Source organism: Streptomyces sp. NPDC096193 (assembly GCF_040302905.1).
Lineage (GTDB): Bacteria > Actinomycetota > Actinomycetes > Streptomycetales > Streptomycetaceae > Streptomyces.
Genome location: NZ_JBEOSJ010000023.1, coordinates 81,165 through 97,094 on the forward strand (window position 1 = coordinate 81,165; position 15,930 = coordinate 97,094).

Annotated in this window: 18 protein-coding genes and 1 tRNA gene; 16 read left to right on the top strand and 3 right to left on the bottom strand. The window is 69.9% G+C overall.

Features of this window, described 5'->3' with window-relative positions:
• Positions 1-155 precede the first annotated feature (155 nt).
• Complete coding sequence (locus ABTX78_RS27825) at positions 156-1,691, top strand: M28 family metallopeptidase (RefSeq protein ID WP_352209576.1); 1,536 nt, start codon at positions 156-158, stop codon at positions 1,689-1,691.
• Between the two features lie 75 nt (positions 1,692-1,766).
• On the opposite strand, the gene ABTX78_RS27830 is transcribed toward ABTX78_RS27825, so the two are convergent.
• Positions 1,767-3,344: a helicase HerA-like domain-containing protein gene (locus ABTX78_RS27830; RefSeq protein ID WP_352209536.1), complete on the bottom strand. Its 1,578-nt coding sequence runs from the start codon at positions 3,342-3,344 to the stop codon at positions 1,767-1,769.
• A 117-nt stretch (positions 3,345-3,461) separates the two neighbouring features.
• On the opposite strand from ABTX78_RS27830, the gene ABTX78_RS27835 reads away from it, so the two are divergent.
• A complete protein-coding gene (locus ABTX78_RS27835) occupies positions 3,462-3,758 on the top strand; it encodes a type II toxin-antitoxin system VapB family antitoxin (protein ID WP_003955420.1) in 297 nt (98 codons plus the stop codon).
• Between the two features lie 133 nt (positions 3,759-3,891).
• The gene (locus ABTX78_RS27840) at positions 3,892-4,515 is read left to right on the top strand and encodes a LytR C-terminal domain-containing protein (RefSeq protein WP_352209537.1); all 624 of its coding nucleotides are present in this window, start codon (positions 3,892-3,894) and stop codon (positions 4,513-4,515) included.
• A 108-nt stretch (positions 4,516-4,623) separates the two neighbouring features.
• Here the strand turns inward: ABTX78_RS27840 and upp are convergent, their stop codons facing one another.
• Positions 4,624-5,259, bottom strand: coding sequence for a uracil phosphoribosyltransferase (upp, locus tag ABTX78_RS27845; RefSeq protein ID WP_313945431.1), 636 nt, complete (start codon positions 5,257-5,259; stop codon positions 4,624-4,626).
• A gap of 120 nt (positions 5,260-5,379) precedes the next feature.
• Between upp and ABTX78_RS27850 the strand changes: the two genes are divergently transcribed.
• The 9 genes from ABTX78_RS27850 (at position 5,380) to ABTX78_RS27890 (ending at position 10,678) form a co-directional block, all read left to right on the top strand.
• Complete coding sequence (locus ABTX78_RS27850; protein WP_352209538.1) at positions 5,380-5,571, top strand: hypothetical protein; 192 nt, start codon at positions 5,380-5,382, stop codon at positions 5,569-5,571.
• A 153-nt stretch (positions 5,572-5,724) separates the two neighbouring features.
• On the top strand, positions 5,725-6,261 hold the full coding sequence (locus ABTX78_RS27855) for a tRNA adenosine deaminase-associated protein (RefSeq protein ID WP_352209539.1): 537 nt from the start codon (positions 5,725-5,727) through the stop codon (positions 6,259-6,261).
• 68 nt (positions 6,262-6,329) lie between these two features.
• Positions 6,330-6,758 carry a tRNA adenosine(34) deaminase TadA gene (gene tadA, locus ABTX78_RS27860; RefSeq protein ID WP_352209540.1) on the top strand — a complete coding sequence of 143 codons (429 nt, stop codon included), beginning with the start codon at positions 6,330-6,332 and terminating at the stop codon, positions 6,756-6,758.
• A 57-nt stretch (positions 6,759-6,815) separates the two neighbouring features.
• Positions 6,816-6,900, top strand: a tRNA-Ser gene (locus tag ABTX78_RS27865).
• Positions 6,901-7,104: 204 nt separating this feature from the next.
• On the top strand, positions 7,105-7,269 hold the full coding sequence (locus tag ABTX78_RS27870; RefSeq protein WP_352209541.1) for a hypothetical protein: 165 nt from the start codon (positions 7,105-7,107) through the stop codon (positions 7,267-7,269).
• 73 nt (positions 7,270-7,342) lie between these two features.
• Positions 7,343-7,636 (top strand): Dabb family protein, encoded by a 294-nt coding sequence (locus ABTX78_RS27875; protein WP_352209542.1) that lies wholly within the window; start codon positions 7,343-7,345, stop codon positions 7,634-7,636.
• 178 nt (positions 7,637-7,814) lie between these two features.
• Positions 7,815-8,657 (top strand): RNA polymerase sigma factor SigF, encoded by an 843-nt coding sequence (locus tag ABTX78_RS27880; protein ID WP_313945425.1) that lies wholly within the window; start codon positions 7,815-7,817, stop codon positions 8,655-8,657.
• A gap of 235 nt (positions 8,658-8,892) precedes the next feature.
• Entirely contained in the window at positions 8,893-9,756 is an 864-nt protein-coding gene (locus tag ABTX78_RS27885) for an RNA polymerase sigma factor SigF (RefSeq protein ID WP_352209543.1), read from the top strand.
• 622 nt (positions 9,757-10,378) lie between these two features.
• Positions 10,379-10,678 carry a hypothetical protein gene (locus tag ABTX78_RS27890; RefSeq protein ID WP_352209544.1) on the top strand — a complete coding sequence of 100 codons (300 nt, stop codon included), beginning with the start codon at positions 10,379-10,381 and terminating at the stop codon, positions 10,676-10,678.
• 50 nt (positions 10,679-10,728) lie between these two features.
• On the opposite strand, the gene ABTX78_RS27895 is transcribed toward ABTX78_RS27890, so the two are convergent.
• Positions 10,729-10,947, bottom strand: coding sequence for a hypothetical protein (locus ABTX78_RS27895; RefSeq protein WP_352209545.1), 219 nt, complete (start codon positions 10,945-10,947; stop codon positions 10,729-10,731).
• Positions 10,948-11,145: 198 nt separating this feature from the next.
• On the opposite strand from ABTX78_RS27895, the gene ABTX78_RS27900 reads away from it, so the two are divergent.
• From ABTX78_RS27900 to ABTX78_RS27915, 4 genes are all read left to right on the top strand, one after another.
• Positions 11,146-11,616 (top strand): MarR family winged helix-turn-helix transcriptional regulator, encoded by a 471-nt coding sequence (locus tag ABTX78_RS27900; protein WP_352209546.1) that lies wholly within the window; start codon positions 11,146-11,148, stop codon positions 11,614-11,616.
• A gap of 101 nt (positions 11,617-11,717) precedes the next feature.
• Positions 11,718-14,111: an MFS transporter gene (locus tag ABTX78_RS27905; RefSeq protein WP_502993985.1), complete on the top strand. Its 2,394-nt coding sequence runs from the start codon at positions 11,718-11,720 to the stop codon at positions 14,109-14,111.
• 111 nt (positions 14,112-14,222) lie between these two features.
• A complete protein-coding gene (locus tag ABTX78_RS27910) occupies positions 14,223-15,041 on the top strand; it encodes a YceI family protein (RefSeq protein ID WP_352209548.1) in 819 nt (272 codons plus the stop codon).
• A gap of 47 nt (positions 15,042-15,088) precedes the next feature.
• Positions 15,089-15,556, top strand: coding sequence for a PPOX class F420-dependent oxidoreductase (locus ABTX78_RS27915; RefSeq protein WP_352209549.1), 468 nt, complete (start codon positions 15,089-15,091; stop codon positions 15,554-15,556).
• Positions 15,557-15,930: the final 374 nt, after the last annotated feature.

The window sequence follows — 15,930 nt, forward strand, 5'->3', positions numbered from 1 at the left end:
TGTTGAAGCGGATCCCTCCACTCCTGGTGTCAATGAGATGAATTGCGACGTGAGTTGAGGCACATCCGTTCACAGAACTGCCGTGCGTCGCTAACTTTCCCTTCCACCTGTCCACACCGGGAAGGATCTCTGTGAAGGCATCCCGTCGCAGAGCCGTGGCCACCATGGCCGCAGCCGCACTCGCCACCCCGCTCCTGCTGGCATCCGCTTCCCCTTCCGCCGCGCATCGCCAGGATCCTGGCGACCAGGCGGCGAAGAACGCGTCGAAGCTGGCGCAGAAGCTGGTCGGCAAGGCGTCCGCCAAGGACGCCCACGAGCATCTGGAGAAGTTCCAGCAGATAGCCGACAGCACGGGCGGCCACCGGGCCGCCGGTTCGCTGGGCCACGACGCGTCCGCCGCGTACGTCTACCAGCAGATGAAGAAGTACGGCTACGACGTCTCCTACGAAGAGTTCAACTTCATCTACACCGAGACGCAGGCCGAGAAGCTCTCCGTGGTCTCGCCCACGCCGCGCGACGTCGCGATCTCGGCGATGACGTACACCAAGTCCACCCCGGTGGGCGGCATCAAGGCCGATCTGGCCGCCGTGCCGGGGGACGCGACGCCGGGCTGCGAGGGCGCCGACTACGCCTCCGGCACCTTCACCGGGAAGATCGCGCTCATCAAGCGCGGCGGCTGCACCTTCGGCGAGAAGCAGGCCGCCGCCGCCGCAGCCGGCGCGGTCGGAGCCATCGTCTACAACAACACCGAGGGCGCGCTCTCGGGCACCCTGGGCGACGTGGCCACCGGCAAGATCCCCACCGGCGGGGTCACCCAGGCGGACGGCGAGAAGCTCGTCGCCGACCTCGCCAAGGGCGCGGTGAACGTCTCCTTCGAGATCCGCCAGCTCCAGCAGAACCGCACGACCAGGAACGTGATCGCGGAGACGCGCACGGGCAACGCGGCCAACACCGTGATGCTCGGCTCGCACCTCGACTCGGTCACCGCCGGCCCCGGCATCAACGACAACGGCTCCGGCTCCGCCGGTCTGCTCGAAGTCGCCCAGGAGCTGGCGAAGGCCGAGAAGCGTCCGGCCAACAAGGTCCGGTTCGCCTGGTGGTCGGCGGAGGAGAACGGTCTGCTCGGCTCCGACGCGTACGTCGCGAACCTCAGCGACCTCGGGAAGAAGGAGATCAAGCTCTATCTGAACTTCGACATGATCGCCTCGCCGAACTACGGGCTCTTCGTCTACGACGGCGACGACTCCGACGGCGTGGGCGCGGGCCCCGGCCCGGCGGGTTCGGCGCAGCTGGAGCGTGACATCAACACGTTCCTCGACAAGCGCCGCACCCCGCACGAGGGCACGGACTTCACCGGACGCTCGGACTACGGGCCGTTCATCGAGGTCGGCATCCCCTCCGGCGGTACGTTCACCGGCGCCGAGGGCCTCAAGACCCCGGCCCAGGTGGCGAAGTTCGGCGGCACCGCGGGTGTCGCGTACGACCCGAACTACCACGCCAAGGGTGACGACCTCAGCAACATCAACATGACGGCGTTCGCCGTGAACATCGGCGTCATCGCCAACGCGGTCGGCACGTACGCCCACGACCTGAGCTCGCTCAGGAAGCCGGTCGTCACCGTCCCGACGGAGGGCGACGCCGGCAGCGGCGGCGGCCTCCACGACGGCCACGGCCACGAGGTCACCGAGTAACGGGACCACCGAGCCACCAGGTCACCCAGCCTGACCGCTCCCCCGCGCCCGCCCGGGCGTGGGGGAGCAGTCGTTTCAGCGCCTGCGGCGGGCGGTGCCGAACAGCGAGCGGGAGATCTCCCGGCCGAGCTGCGTGCCCACCGAGCGCGCCAGCGACCGGAAGACCCCGCTGCCCATCACCTGACCGGCCAGCGACTCGTCCTTCTTCTGCGAGGCCTTCGGCGCCTTCGCCGCGTCCTTCGCTGCCTGCTTCGCCACCTCCGCGTCCCGCGCCGCCGCTTCGGCCGCCGCCTCCGCCGCCTGCTGCTCGGCGGTCAGCTTCTCGTACGCCGACTCCCGGTCGACCGCCTCCGCGTAGCGCGCGTACAGCGGGGAGGAGGTCACCGCCGCCTGCATCGCCGCCGCGTCGATCGGGCCCATCAGGGACTGCGGTGCCCGCAGCCGTGTCGCCGCGACGGGCGTCGGCGCCCCCTTGTCGCTCAGCACGGTGATCACGGCCTCGCCGATGCCGAGCCCGGTGAGCACTTCTTCCAGGTCGTACGCCGAGTTCGGGAAGGTCTTCACCGTCGCCTTCAGCGCCTTCGCGTCGTCCGGCGTGAACGCCCGCAGCGCGTGCTGTACCCGGTTGCCGAGCTGCGCCAGCACATCGGACGGCACGTCCTTGGGTGTCTGCGTCACGAAGAAGACGCCGACCCCTTTCGAGCGAATCAGCCGCACGGTCTGTGTGATCGATTCCAGGAACGCCTTGGACGCCCCGTTGAACAGCAGATGCGCCTCGTCGAAGAAGAACACGAGCTTCGGCTTGTCCACGTCGCCGACCTCGGGCAGATCCTCGAAGAGATCGGCGAGCAGCCACATCAGAAAGGTGGAGAACAGCTGCGGCTTGTCCTGCACCGACGGCAGCTCCAGTACGGAGACGAGCCCCCGCCCGTCCGGGGCCGTCCGCAGCAGCTCGCTCGTGTCGAACTCCGGCTCGCCGAAGAACCCGCCCGCGCCCTGCTGCTCGAAGGCCGTGATCGAGCGAAGGATGACGCCCGCCGTGGCCGTCGAGAGGCCGCCGATGTTCTTCAGCTCCGCCTTGCCGGTGTCGGACACCAGGAAGGCCACCACCGCGCGCAGATCCTTGAGGTCGACCAGCTCCAGGCCCTTGGAGTCCGCGTAGTGGAAGATCAGCCCGAGGGACTGCTCCTGCGTCTGGTTGAGCTGGAGCACCTTGGAGAGCAGCACCGGCCCGAAGCTCGTCACGGTCGCCCGCACGGGGATGCCTGCGCCGATGCCGCCCAGCCCGTAGAACGCGCAGGGAAATCCCTGGGCCTGCCACTCCTGCCCGACCTGCGCCGCCCGCTCGCGCACCTTGGGGCCGTCCTGGCCGGGCGCGGAGACGCCGGACACGTCGCCCTTGATGTCGGCCAGGAAGACGGGCACCCCGTTCGCGGAGAGCTGCTCGGCGATCAGCTGGAGCGTCTTGGTCTTCCCCGTGCCGGTGGCGCCGGCGACCAGTCCGTGCCGGTTGAGCATGGAGAGCGGGATACGGACCGGCGCCGTCGGCAGGCACTGCCCGTCCCAGAGCAGAGCGCCCAGCTCCAGGGCCGGGCCGTCGACGGCGTAGCCCGAGGCGATTTCCTGCGCGGGCTGCGGCACGGTCTCGGCCATGACGGACCTCGGATTTCCGGTCTGTGGCGTGTGATTTCCGGTCTGCACCGTTTTGCCCAGGATCGCATTGGCCTGCCATGGCTGCGCCCGGAGCCGCTTGCCCGGTAGGCTTTCCGTGTGATCTTCAAGCGCATCGGTAACGGGCGGCCGTATCCCGACCACGGCCGGGAAAGCACCCGGCAGTGGGCGGATGTCGCGCCGCGCCCGGTCCGCCTCGATCAGCTCGTGACGACCAAGGGTCAGCTCGATCTGGAAACGCTGCTGGCCGAGGACTCGACCTTCTACGGCGACCTCTTCGCGCATGTCGTGAAGTGGCAGGGCGACCTCTATCTCGAGGACGGCCTGCACCGCGCCGTACGCGCCGCGCTCCAGCAGCGCCAGGTGCTGCACGCCCGCGTCCTCGAACTCGGCTGACCCGCACAAACGGCGGCGAGGCGCTCGGTGAAAGGCCCGCCACTGACCCTTTCGGGCTCATTCGAAGTCCGTACGGACGCAATCAGTTGATCGTTTAGTAGGCATGGACTCCGGGTCGCACTACGCTGCGCCCATGAGCATGCTCACTCCCCCCGGCATGGGCGGAAAGTACCGCATCACGGGCGACAAATACCCCCGCATGCGACGCCACCGCAATCGCCGCAGGATCGTCACGGCAGTCGTTGCCGCGGTCGTCGCCCTCGGGCTGGCCGGGTGGGGAACGCTGCAGCTCATCGACGTCTTCACCGGTGACGGGAAGAAGACGTCGGCGAGCCACAAGGCGAACTGCCGACCGGCTCCGAAGACCCCCGCGGCGGCTCCCGTGGCCCTCAGGCCGGGACAGATCACGGTGAACGTCTACAACGCCACTCCGCGGTCCGGTCTGGCCAAGGCGGCGGCCGACGAACTCAAGAAACGCGGCTTTGCCATCGGCAAGGTGGGCAACGCGCCGGCGGCCTACGACAAGAAGGTTCCGGGCATCGGGATACTGCTCGGCGCGCCGACGGCGACGAAGGGGCCGTTCTCGGTCCTCGGCACCCAGCTGCGGGGTACGACGACCAAGACGGACGCGCGCAAGACGGCGGACGTGGACCTGATTCTCGGTACGGGCTTCACGGCGCTCACGGCCAAGCCGGACGCGGACCAGGCGCTGACGGTGCTCGCGAAACCCGCGCCCGCGCCCGCCGGTAAGTGCTGAGACCGCACCTCCGCGGCGAGGCGCCACCGCACAACAAGGCCGCCGGGACGCAGTCGTCCCGGCGGCCGAGGTGAAGAACGAGGCCCCTCGGGCCCGTCGGATCAGGCCCTAGTCGACCGTGCCGTACATGCGGTCGCCCGCGTCGCCGAGGCCCGGGACGATGTAGCCGTGCTCATTCAGGCGCTCGTCCACGGACGCCGTGACGACCGTGACCGGCGTGCCCGCGAGCTCGCGCTCCATCATCTCGACACCCTCCGGCGCCGCCAGCAGCACGACCGCCGTCACATCGTCCGCGCCGCGCTTGATCAGCTCACGGATCGCCGCCACCAGCGTGCCGCCGGTGGCCAGCATCGGGTCGAGGACATAGACCTGGCGGCCCGAAAGGTCCTCGGGCATCCGGGTCGCGTACGTCGACGCCTCCAGCGTCTCCTCGTTGCGGATCATCCCGAGGAAGCCCACCTCGGCGGTCGGCAGCAGGCGCACCATGCCGTCCAGCATGCCGAGGCCCGCCCGCAGGATCGGCACCACCAACGGACGCGGGTGCGACAGCTTGACGCCCGTCGTCCCGGTCACCGGGGTCACGATGTCCACCTGCTCGGTGCGCACGTCCCGGGTGGCCTCGTACGCGAGCAGGGTGACCAGCTCGTCGGCGAGACGCCGGAAGGTCGGGGAGTCGGTGCGCCTGTCGCGCAGCGTGGTGAGTTTGTGCGCCACCAGGGGGTGGTCGACGACGTGGATCCGCATGGCGCCAACAGTAGCCCGCGCTCGCATCAAGGCAGGTTCCGGAGGGAAGGTGGAGGGCATCCCCCCAGGTCCCGGGGCTGGGGGGGAAGACGGATCCGGCCGTGGGGTGGTGTGTGGGCGATGCCTGAGCCCGAGGGTGAGCAGCACGACATAGGGAGCGAGAGCGAGACCGAGGCGGCGCGCAGAAGACGGCGCGCCCAGTTCCTCCGTGAGCTCCACGAGGCCAAGGCACTGCGCGACCGGGTGCAGCCGCGCCGGGCCCGTGCTGCACGGATGCGTCACCAGATGCGCATGCGCACGTTCCGCTGGTGACAGGCCCAGGCAAACGGTGCCTGTGAGAACTGATGGCCGACGCAACGACGGAAGACCTCTCGCAATGGCCCGCTTTCTGCCACGATTCCGAGAGGGCGGGGCACGCTCAGCGCACCGCCGGTCGTCACACCTCTGATCAGTGGGAGAGTCACGGTGTACTTCGCCGCACTGCTCGCGCGCACTCATGACGGGTGGGAAGCGAGCGACACAGAGCTCGACGATGTGGAGACGCTGTCGGATCTGACCGACCTGGCACGTGAGGCCTCGGTGGACGAGGACACGGTGCTCGTCTTCATCGAGCAGGAGGACGCCTGGTTCGGCATCGTCCGGGTGGAGGGCGAGGAGGACCCTCGTATCTTCGTCTCGGACGCGGCCGCCGCCGCGCGCTCCTCCTACGGGGAGATCCTCACCAACGAACTGCTCGGCGGGGACGATGATGACCCGGCCGACGATCTGGACGCCCTGGACCTCGACGGCACCGAGGACGGCGAGGACGACGAGGACGACGACGAGGAAGCCGTCGACCCCATCGCCGCGCTGGACACCGTGCCCGCGGGACCGGTCGGTGACCGCGACATCCTGACGGACCTCGGTCTGTCGGAGAAGGAGCTGCTGGCACTGGATACGGAGGCACTGCCCGAGATCGCCGAGTCGCTGGGCGCGGCCGAGGTTCTGGAGACCGTTCGCTAGTGACGGGAGCGGCACCCGATCGCGTACCGACAGGCTCGGACCCGGTACGCGGACCCTGGGAGGCTCCGATGCGTGCCGCCCTCGCGGAGGCGGAGCGTGCGGCGCTGTCCGGCGATGTGCCGGTCGGCGCCCTCGTGCTGGACGAGGACGGCACGGTGCTCTCCGCCGGGCACAACGAACGCGAGCTGACGGGCGACCCGACGGCCCACGCCGAGGTCCTGGCGATCCGCAGGGCCGCGGAGCGCCTCGGCAGCTGGCGCCTGACCGGCTGCACCCTGGTCGTGACGCTGGAGCCGTGCACCATGTGCGCGGGCGCGATCGTGCAGTCCCGGGTGGCCCGGGTGGTCTACGGTGCCCGCGACGAGAAGGCGGGCGCCGCGGGTTCCCTGTGGGACGTCGTACGGGACAGGCGGCTCAACCACCGGCCCGAGGTGGTGCTCGGCGTGCTCGCTCAGGAGTGCGCGGCGCTCCTGACGGCCTTCTTCCGTGAGCGCTGAGCACGGATCCGAATATCGATTTCGGAGCACGGCCCACCTTGGGCTAAGCTCTCTCCCGGTAGCGTGTCCGAGCGGCCGAAGGAGCTCGCCTCGAAAGCGAGTGTGGCGCAAGTCACCGAGGGTTCAAATCCCTCCGCTACCGCTCTCGGCAAAGGGTCCGGCTCATCGAGCCGGACCCTTTCGTCTGTTCCGGGACCACTCGTACGGACCTGTCCGGCGGGCCCGGGACCCCGTCGGCAACCGGCCACGATCACCGGGTTCTTGGTCCGGAAAGGCTCGGTTAGACTCACGCGACTCCACGAACGGGGGAGGCACAGGGGCCAGGGGACGCAGGGAGCAAGGGCTGATGGTGCAAACGAAGAAGATCGCTCTCTATGTCCTCGTCGTCTTCGTGCTCTACACGATCATCACGTCCCCGGAGAAGGCTGCCGACCTGGTCCAGATAGGGTTCGAGGGCATTTCGACCGCCGCGCAGGGCGTCGGGGACTTCATGACCGAGCTCGTCAATTAGGGTCTGTCGCTGATCCGGACGACGGACCCCGAGGTCTGTCGCTGGTCCGAACGACCGACGCTGGGAGCGCCCCTTGATCCGCCATCTGGTCCTGTTCAAGCTCAACGAGGGAGTGGGGCGCGACGAGCCCCGGGTGATCGCCGGCGCGCAGGCCTTCCGGGAGCTGGACGGGCTCGTGCCCGAGCTGGAGTTCTGGGAGTGCGGCTGGAACATCACCGACCGCCCCATCGCCTACGACTTCGCCATCAACTCGGCCGTCGCCGACGGTGATGCGCTGACGCGGTACATCGAGCATCCGGCTCATCAGGCCGCCGCCGGACAGTGGCGTGAGTTCGCCACCTGGGTGATCGCCGACTACGAGTTCTGAACCACCTCCTTTTCCGGCCCTCCGCCCGCTGGGCGGGGGGTTTTTTGAGGTTTAGATCACAACATGACGTCAACACGGCATTTTCGGGTGCTTGCACACAGTGGACATGTCTTGTGATGCTATGACCGCTTTTGACGGATGAGTTGACCGTAGTTGACCGCAAAGGGGTGGCGTGACCGTGCCGGCCAGTACTGCGCCTCAGGTGTTGCCCCAGAACGAGCGGCCGGACGACCCGCCCGCCACCGCGCGGCCACAGAGCAGGGGCGCCGACACCAGGGCCCTGACTCAGGTGCTCTTCGGGGAACTCAAGGACCTGGAGCCGGGCACCCCGGAACACTCCCGGGTGCGTGGGGCGCTGATCGAGGCGAACCTCCCGCTGGTGCGCTACGCCGCCGCCCGCTTCCGCTCGCGCAACGAGCCGATGGAGGACGTCGTCCAGGTCGGCACCATCGGGCTCATCAACGCGATCGACCGCTTCGACCCGGATCGTGGGGTGCAGTTCCCGACCTTCGCGATGCCCACGGTGGTCGGCGAGATCAAACGTTACTTCCGCGACAACGTGCGGACCGTCCATGTGCCGCGGCGGCTGCACGAGCTGTGGGTCCAGGTCAACGGGGCCACCGAGGACCTGACGACCGCTCACGGCCGCTCCCCGACGACGGCCGAGATCGCCGAGCGGCTGAAGATCGGCGAGGACGAGGTGCTGGCCTGCATCGAGGCCGGCCGTTCGTACCACGCGACCTCGCTGGAGGCGGCGCAGGAGGGCGACGGTCTGCCCGGCCTGCTGGACCGGCTCGGTTACGAGGACCCCGCACTCGCGGGCGTCGAACACCGGGATCTCGTACGGCATCTGCTCGTACAACTGCCCGAACGGGAACAGCGCATCCTGATGCTGCGGTACTACAGCAATCTGACGCAGTCGCAGATCAGCCAGGAACTGGGAGTCTCCCAGATGCATGTGTCAAGACTTCTGGCGCGCAGCTTCGCCCGATTGCGATCCGCAAACAGGATCGAGGCGTAGCCGGAACGGGTATACCCCGGTCGGACGCTTTTTCATCGGGCCCACATCCGTACACCCCCTGCCGCCTGCGGAGTTTGGCCCGTTACTTGTCGACATGTCACTACAGCGTGTTGCCGACATGTGACATTCTGCGGGAGACGCGTTTGCCGCAGCCTCGCCGCCGGTATTTCAGGGGAAGCTGCGTTCCTCCGTTGGTCGCGGCCACCGCGACCGTCCGCGACCTCAAGGGGGTGGCATGTCCGCAGAACAGGGCAGCTCGAAGGTGCTTACGCTCACAAAGAGCGCTCCCGCACCTGTCACGCCTGACAGCTCGGAGGCCATCGACACTCGCACTCTGTCCCGCTCCCTGTTTCTGCGGCTGCGCGCACTGGACGCGCAGAACGCCGAGGGCGCGGGCAACACCCCGGAGCGCACCTATGTGCGCGACACCCTCATCGAGCTCAACCTCCCCCTGGTGCGTTACGCGGCGGCGCGGTTCCGCTCCCGCAACGAACCGATGGAGGACATCGTCCAGGTCGGGACGATCGGTCTGATCAAGGCGATCGACCGCTTCGACTGCGAACGGGGCGTGGAGTTCCCGACGTTCGCCATGCCGACGGTCGTCGGCGAGATCAAGCGCTTCTTCCGCGACACCTCGTGGTCGGTGCGGGTGCCGCGCCGCCTCCAGGAGTTGCGGCTCGCGCTCACCAAGGCGAGCGACGAGCTTGCGCAGAAGCTGGACCGCTCCCCGACCGTGCCCGAACTCGCGGCCGTGCTCGGGGTCTCCGAGGAGGACGTGGTCGACGGCCTGGCCGTCGGAAACGCCTACACGGCATCCTCGCTGGACTCGCCGTCCCCCGAGGACGACGGCGGTGAGGGCTCGCTGGCGGACCGTCTGGGGTACGAGGACTCGGCCCTGGAGGGCGTGGAGTACCGCGAGTCCCTGAAGCCGCTGCTGGCCAAACTGCCGCCCCGGGAGCGGCAGATCATCATGCTGCGGTTCTTCGCGAACATGACGCAGTCCCAGATCGGCGAGGAGGTCGGCATCTCGCAGATGCACGTCTCCCGGCTGCTGACCCGCACGCTCGCGCAGCTGCGGGAGGGACTGATCTCCGACTGACGTCCGCCGGCCCGGCCCGGTCGCCGATCCGGCGGCTGCGGCCGGGGTTCCTTATTGACGGGCCGTCAGACACACTGACGCGATGCGACGACGTCCAGGAACGGCTCTCGTAGCGGTGGCGCTCTGCCTCGGCGGCACACTGACGGCGTGCGGCAGCGGCGGCGACGACGGATACGCGGCGGTCGGCGCCGCGGGTTCGGGGCCGGACAGAGGTTCCACGGCCGCGGTTCCGCCGCAGGGCGACGTGGTCCTGGTACCGCTGGACGGCGCCACCGGATCCGGTGCGTCACCGGGCGCGACACCGCCGCAGGGCGGGCAGCCGTCCGGTACGCCGTCCGCGGGCGGCGGCAGTGACACGGACGGTACGGGAGGAAGCCCGGGCGCTCCGGGCGGCGCAGGTACCCCGGATGCAGGAGGTCCGGCTTCCGGAGGTCCGGGCGCGGGCTCCGGCACTGCCGGATCCGGCGCCTCGGGCGGATCGGGCACATCAGCGGGCTCCGGCGCCTCGGGCGGATCGGGCACATCAGGGGGCTCCGGCGGCACGACCTCACCCGGCCGGCCCGGGACCCCGCCGGCCGAGCCACCCTCGCAGCCCACTCCGAAACCCCCGCCGGGACCCGCCGTGCTCAGCGTCGGCGAACCGGTGCGCGCGGCACTCGACCGTCGCTGGTGCGAGCAGGTCACCGTGAAGTTCCGCAACACCGGTCAGTCACCGGTGACTTCGGGCACCGTCACCTTCGCCACGCACATCATCGGCGCGCTCGGCATCGACTGGGCGACCATCCGGTCCGCCCAGCCCCTGCCCGCGCCGATCGCCGCGGGGACGGCGCGCACACAGGCGTACACCGTGTGTGTGGACGCCTGGCGGGTGCCACTGGGCATGCACATCGAGACCCAGGACGTCACCGCCGCCTGGACCTGACGAGGCCGCGGCCGCAGTGACGTACCCGGTGGCGTGAGGAAGCGAGCGGGTCAGCCCAGGGCGAGCCAGGCCACCGCGCCGAGGATCACGACGGCGGCGATGACGCCGACGATGAGCCCGACGCGTGAACCGGACTGGGCGGTGGCCGCCGGCTGCCGGGTCTGCGGCGTGCCCTCGTCGACGAACGCGCGGAACATCTGGGTGCTGCCCGCCGGGTCGTAGTTGCCCTCGGGGCCCTGACCTTGGGGAGCGTGGGGGTTGTGTGCCATGGGGCAGGACCCTAGCGAACGCAGGTGTCCTTCCCAACCCCGGGCGAGCGACGGACGGCTCCCCCGGTGCGCCATGACCGGGCGTATGCGAAGCCTTTTGAGTTCCTTTACTACTGCAAGCCCCGTTTTCGTTTGCCTTCAGCAACCAATAACTTCTATGGTTGCCCTAAGCAACAAGATGTCGGGAGGGCTACAGCCATGGCCGCACAGAGCCAGTACGCGGAGCTGGCCAGGCAGCTCAGTGCCATCGGTGCCATCAAGCGCGGACTGGCACGGATGCTCCCCGCCGAGTGCCCCTCCGGCACCGCCGCCGTACTGACCCTGCTGGACCGCAACGGCGAGATGCGGATGAGCCGGCTGGCCGAGCTGCTGGCCGTCGACATGTCGGTGACCAGCCGGCATGTGGCTCATGCGGCGGAACGTGGATGGATCGAGCGCTCCCCCGACCCGGGCGACCGGCGCTCCCGCATCCTCCGGCTGACCCCCGCGGGGCTGGACATGCTCGACGAGCTCGCCCGGCGGACGACGGACATGTTCGCCCACAACCTCCAGGACTGGTCCGACGACGACGTCGGACAGCTGATCGTGATGCTGGCGCGCCTGCGCGACTCCTTCGGAGACTGCCGGGCGCGCCACCACGACGAGCCGCACTCCCGTACATCCGTGTGACAAGACGTAAGAAAAGGAATTTCATGGCTACGACCACACCGTCCGGTGTGCGGGGCGGCCACGCCAAGCACGGCGCTCAACCCGCCGGCGACAGCACGCCGATGACCCACCGGCAGATCATGGAAGCGCTGTCCGGGCTGCTGCTCGGCATGTTCGTCGCCATCCTGTCGTCCACCATCGTCTCCAACGCCCTGCCCGAGATCATCACCGACCTCGGCGGCGGCCAGAGCGCCTACACCTGGGTGGTCACGGCCGCACTGCTGTCGATGACCGCGACCACCCCGCTGTGGGGCAAGCTCGCGGACCTCTTCAGCAAGAAGCTGCTGGTCCAGATAGCGCTCATCATCTACATGGCGGGCTCGGTGGTCGCCGGCCTCTCGCAGAACACCGGCATGCTCATCGCGTGCCGCGTCGTGCAGGGCATCGGCGTCGGTGGTCTGACGGCGCTCGCCCAGATCATCATGGCCGCCATGATCGCCCCGCGAGAGCGGGGCCGGTACAGCGGCTACCTCGGTGCGACGTTCGCTGTCGCAACCGTCGGCGGTCCGCTCCTCGGCGGCATCATCACCGACACCGAGTGGCTCGGCTGGCGCTGGTGCTTCTACGTCGGTGTGCCCTTCGCGATCATCGCGCTGATCGTTCTCCAGAAGACGCTGAAGCTGCCTGTCGTGAAGCGCCAGGTCAAGGTCGACTGGGCGGGTGCCCTCTTCATCAGCGCCGCGGTCTCGCTGCTGCTGGTCTGGGTGACCTTCGCCGGCGACAAGTACGACTGGATCTCCTGGCAGACCTACGCCCTGGTCGGCGGAGCGATCGCGCTCGGGCTGCTCTTCCTGCTCATCGAGTCCAGGGCGAGCGAGCCGATCATCCCGCTGCGGCTGTTCCGCAACCGCACGATCACGCTGGCCTCGCTGGCCTCGCTCTTCGTCGGTGTCGCGATGTTCGCCGGCACCGTGTTCTTCAGCCAGTACTTCCAGCTGGCACGCGACAAGTCGCCGACCATGTCCGGCGTGATGACCATTCCGATGATCGCCGGCCTGTTCGTCTCCTCCACGGTCTCGGGCCAGATCATCACCAAGACGGGCCGCTGGAAGGCCTGGCTGGTCGGCGGCGGTGTGCTCGTCACCGGTGGCCTCGGTCTGCTCGGCACGATCCGGTACGACACGGAGTACTGGCACATCGCGATCTTCATGGCCGTCATGGGTCTCGGCCTCGGCATGATGATGCAGAACCTGGTGCTCTGCACGCAGAACCAGGTCGCGCCCGAGGACCTCGGCTCCGCCTCCTCCGTCGTCACCTTCTTCCGCTCGCTGGGCGGTGCGATCGGCGTCTCCGCACTGGGCGCGGTGCTTGCCAACCGGGTCACGCACTACGTCAAGGACGGACTCGCCGAGCTCGGCCCGCAGGGCGCGGCCATGGGCCACGGCGGCACGGCCGGCGGGGGCATCCCCGACCTGGACACGCTGCCCGGCCCGATCCGTACGGTGATGGAGACCGCGTACGGCCACGGCGTCGGCGACGTCTTCCTGTACTCGGCGCCCTTCGCGCTGCTGGCCTTCCTCGTGACGCTGTTCATCAAGGAGGTCGCGCTGAAGAGCCACGCGTCGCCGGAGTCCTCCGAGTCGGCTACGTCGCCGGCACCCATGGCGTCCGTGGGCGCCCCGGTCGGCGCGCCCGCTGCCGCCGTGTCCCTCGCCGCCGACGCACCGGGCGCGGCCGTCGCCGCACCGGTCGGCCCCTCCGTGCACGGTGTGGTGCGCGGCAACGAGGGTGCCGCGGTGCCCCGGGCCGCCGTCACCCTGATCTCGCCGGCCGGCCGCCAGCTCGGCCGCTCGGTCTCCCAGCACGACGGCAGGTACGCACTGGACGCCCCCGGCGCCGGTTCGTACGTCCTGATCGCCTCGGCCGACGCCTTCCAGCCGCAGGCATCCACGGTGGTCGTCGGTGACGAACCGGTGGCGTTCGACATCCTGCTCTCGGGCACGAGCGGTCTCGCCGGCATCGTGCGGGCCGCCGACGGCGGCCTGCCGGTCGAAGGCGCCATGGTCATCGTCACGGACGTCCGCGGCGATGTGCTGGGCACCGGAAAGACCACCGCGCAGGGCGACTTCGCCTTCGCGGAGCTCGTACCGGGTGCGGTGACCGTCGCGGTGAACGCCACCGGCTTCCGGCCGCTGGCCCTCCCCGTGGAGATCGGCGGCCAGGGCGTGACCCGGGTCGAGGCCGTCCTGCAGGCAGGGGCGCTCGTCCGCGGCACCGTCCGCGGGGGCCCGGACCGCCGGCCGCTGGCCGACGCGCGGGTCACCCTGGTCGACGCCGCCGGCAACGTGGCAGCCACCTCCACGACCGGGGACGACGGGGCGTACGCCTTCGCCGACCTGGACGCGGGGGAGTACACGGTCATCGCGACCGGCTACCCGCCGGTGGCCGGAGCGCTGACCGTGGCCGGCGGCGGGGTCGACGGCCACGACATCGAACTCGCCCACCCGGGCGAGTAGTTCGGACCCCCGGGCAGCGGCGCTCTGTAGCGGAAGCGCGCGCCCGGGGCCGGGGCGGCAGGCAGGGGACGGCCTGTCGCCCCGGCAATTTTTCGCAAGGAGAGAAACGGGATGGGACTTCGCGCACAGGTACGGACGCGGGACGGCTGGGCCGTCCAGCACGCGGTCGTGACGGTCACCGACATGACCGGCGCACAGGTGCTGCGGGAGACGGCGGACGCGGACGGCACGGTGCGCTCGGCGGCTCCGCTGGCCGCGGGCGCCTACACGGTCGTCGTCACCGCACTCGGTTACGCACCGGCCGCGTCGACCGCGATGGTGACCGCGAGCGGGCGCGCCGAGATCGGCACGGTGGTGCTGGCCCGCCAGGGCGGCGCCGAACTGCCACCACCGGGCACCTGGTCCATCGACCCGGCCCACTCCTCCGTGGGCGCGGTCGCCCAGCACCTCGGCATCTCCTCGGTGAGCGGCCGCTTCACCGACTTCGGGGGCCGGATCGCCATCGCGCCCGACCTCGGCTCCTCGCGGGTCGAGGCGGTGATCCGGGCGGCCACTATCGACACGGGCAACGGCCTGCGCGACAAGCACCTGCGCTCGCCGGATTTCCTGGACGTCGAGCAGTACCCGGAGATCGTCTACCGCAGCCACGGTCTGACACCGACCGGCACGGACCGCTGGACGGTGCACGGCGCGCTGTCCCTGCACGGTGTCGTACGGGACGTGGACCTGGACCTCGCGTACCTCGGCACCGGCCCCGATCCGTGGGGCGGGGTCCGGGCGGCCTTCCGCGCGACGGCCGAGCTGCACCGGGAGGACTTCGCGATGAACTACAACCAAGTGGTCCAGGCGGGAATCTCCGCGATCGGCACCACTCTCAGGATCGAGCTCGCGATCCAGGCGGTCCAGGGTGACGCGCTGCCGGGTGCCTGAGGAAGGGGTCCCGGAGGACGGGGCGCCCGAGGATTAGGCTGCGGCCCATGGCACCCAACATCGCCACCAACACCACGGTGGAACTGGACGAGTTGCTCGAGTTCGTACGCCCCCGGCACCGGGCGATCCTGCTGACGGCCCGCGCGGACGGGTCGCCGCAGGGCTCCCCGCTCACCTGCGGGGTGGACGACTCGGGCCGCATCGTGATGTCGACGTACCCCGAACGCGCGAAGACCCGCAACGCGAAGCGGAATCCGCGGGTGAGTGTGATCGTGCTGTCGGACGACTGGGACGGGCCGTGGGTCCAGATCGACGGCGAGGCGGAGGTCATCGACGCGCCGGACTCGGTGGAACCGCTGGTGGAGTACTTCCGCAACATTTCGGGGGAGCATCCGGACTGGGCGGAGTACCGGGAGGCGATGCGGAAGCAGGGGAAGTCGATCATCAGGGTGACGCCGAGGCGGTGGGGGCCGATCGCGAAGGGCGGCTTCCCGGCACGCCTGAGCGGGTCCTGAAGCCGCGCCGGCCACCGGGCGGTGCGGGGCCCGGGCAGCCCGTTCGGCTTCGCCGCGGAGGGGCGGGCAGGTCCAGGCCCGCCCGGTGGCCGGCGCGGCACGGGGTCCGGGGCGGAGCCCCGCAGCGGGCCCGCGCCTCGAAGCCACCCCTCGCCCGGACTGTCCCGCACGCCCTACGGGCATGTCCTCAATCGCCGGACGGGCTTGAGATACAGCCCCTGACGGGAACCAAGCCCATTCCGCTTCGCCGCGAAAGAGCGGGCAGGTCCAGCCCCGCCGGCGCGGCACGGGGTCCGGGGCGGAGCCCCGCAGCGGGCCCGCGCCTCGAAGCCACCCCTCGCCCGGACTGTCCCGCACGCCCTACGGGCATGTCC

Coding starts and splice junctions, on each gene's coding strand:
- ABTX78_RS27905 (WP_502993985.1), top strand. CDS start 11,718: ATGACCCACCGGCAGATCATGGAAGCGCTGTCCGGGCTGCTGCTCGGC.
- upp (WP_313945431.1), bottom strand. CDS start 5,259: ATGCGGATCCACGTCGTCGACCACCCCCTGGTGGCGCACAAACTCACC.
- ABTX78_RS27900 (WP_352209546.1), top strand. CDS start 11,146: ATGGCCGCACAGAGCCAGTACGCGGAGCTGGCCAGGCAGCTCAGTGCC.
- tadA (WP_352209540.1), top strand. CDS start 6,330: ATGCGTGCCGCCCTCGCGGAGGCGGAGCGTGCGGCGCTGTCCGGCGAT.
- ABTX78_RS27910 (WP_352209548.1), top strand. CDS start 14,223: ATGGGACTTCGCGCACAGGTACGGACGCGGGACGGCTGGGCCGTCCAG.
- ABTX78_RS27870 (WP_352209541.1), top strand. CDS start 7,105: ATGGTGCAAACGAAGAAGATCGCTCTCTATGTCCTCGTCGTCTTCGTG.
- ABTX78_RS27915 (WP_352209549.1), top strand. CDS start 15,089: ATGGCACCCAACATCGCCACCAACACCACGGTGGAACTGGACGAGTTG.
- ABTX78_RS27885 (WP_352209543.1), top strand. CDS start 8,893: ATGTCCGCAGAACAGGGCAGCTCGAAGGTGCTTACGCTCACAAAGAGC.
- ABTX78_RS27850 (WP_352209538.1), top strand. CDS start 5,380: ATGCCTGAGCCCGAGGGTGAGCAGCACGACATAGGGAGCGAGAGCGAG.
- ABTX78_RS27840 (WP_352209537.1), top strand. CDS start 3,892: ATGAGCATGCTCACTCCCCCCGGCATGGGCGGAAAGTACCGCATCACG.
- ABTX78_RS27895 (WP_352209545.1), bottom strand. CDS start 10,947: ATGGCACACAACCCCCACGCTCCCCAAGGTCAGGGCCCCGAGGGCAAC.
- ABTX78_RS27830 (WP_352209536.1), bottom strand. CDS start 3,344: ATGGCCGAGACCGTGCCGCAGCCCGCGCAGGAAATCGCCTCGGGCTAC.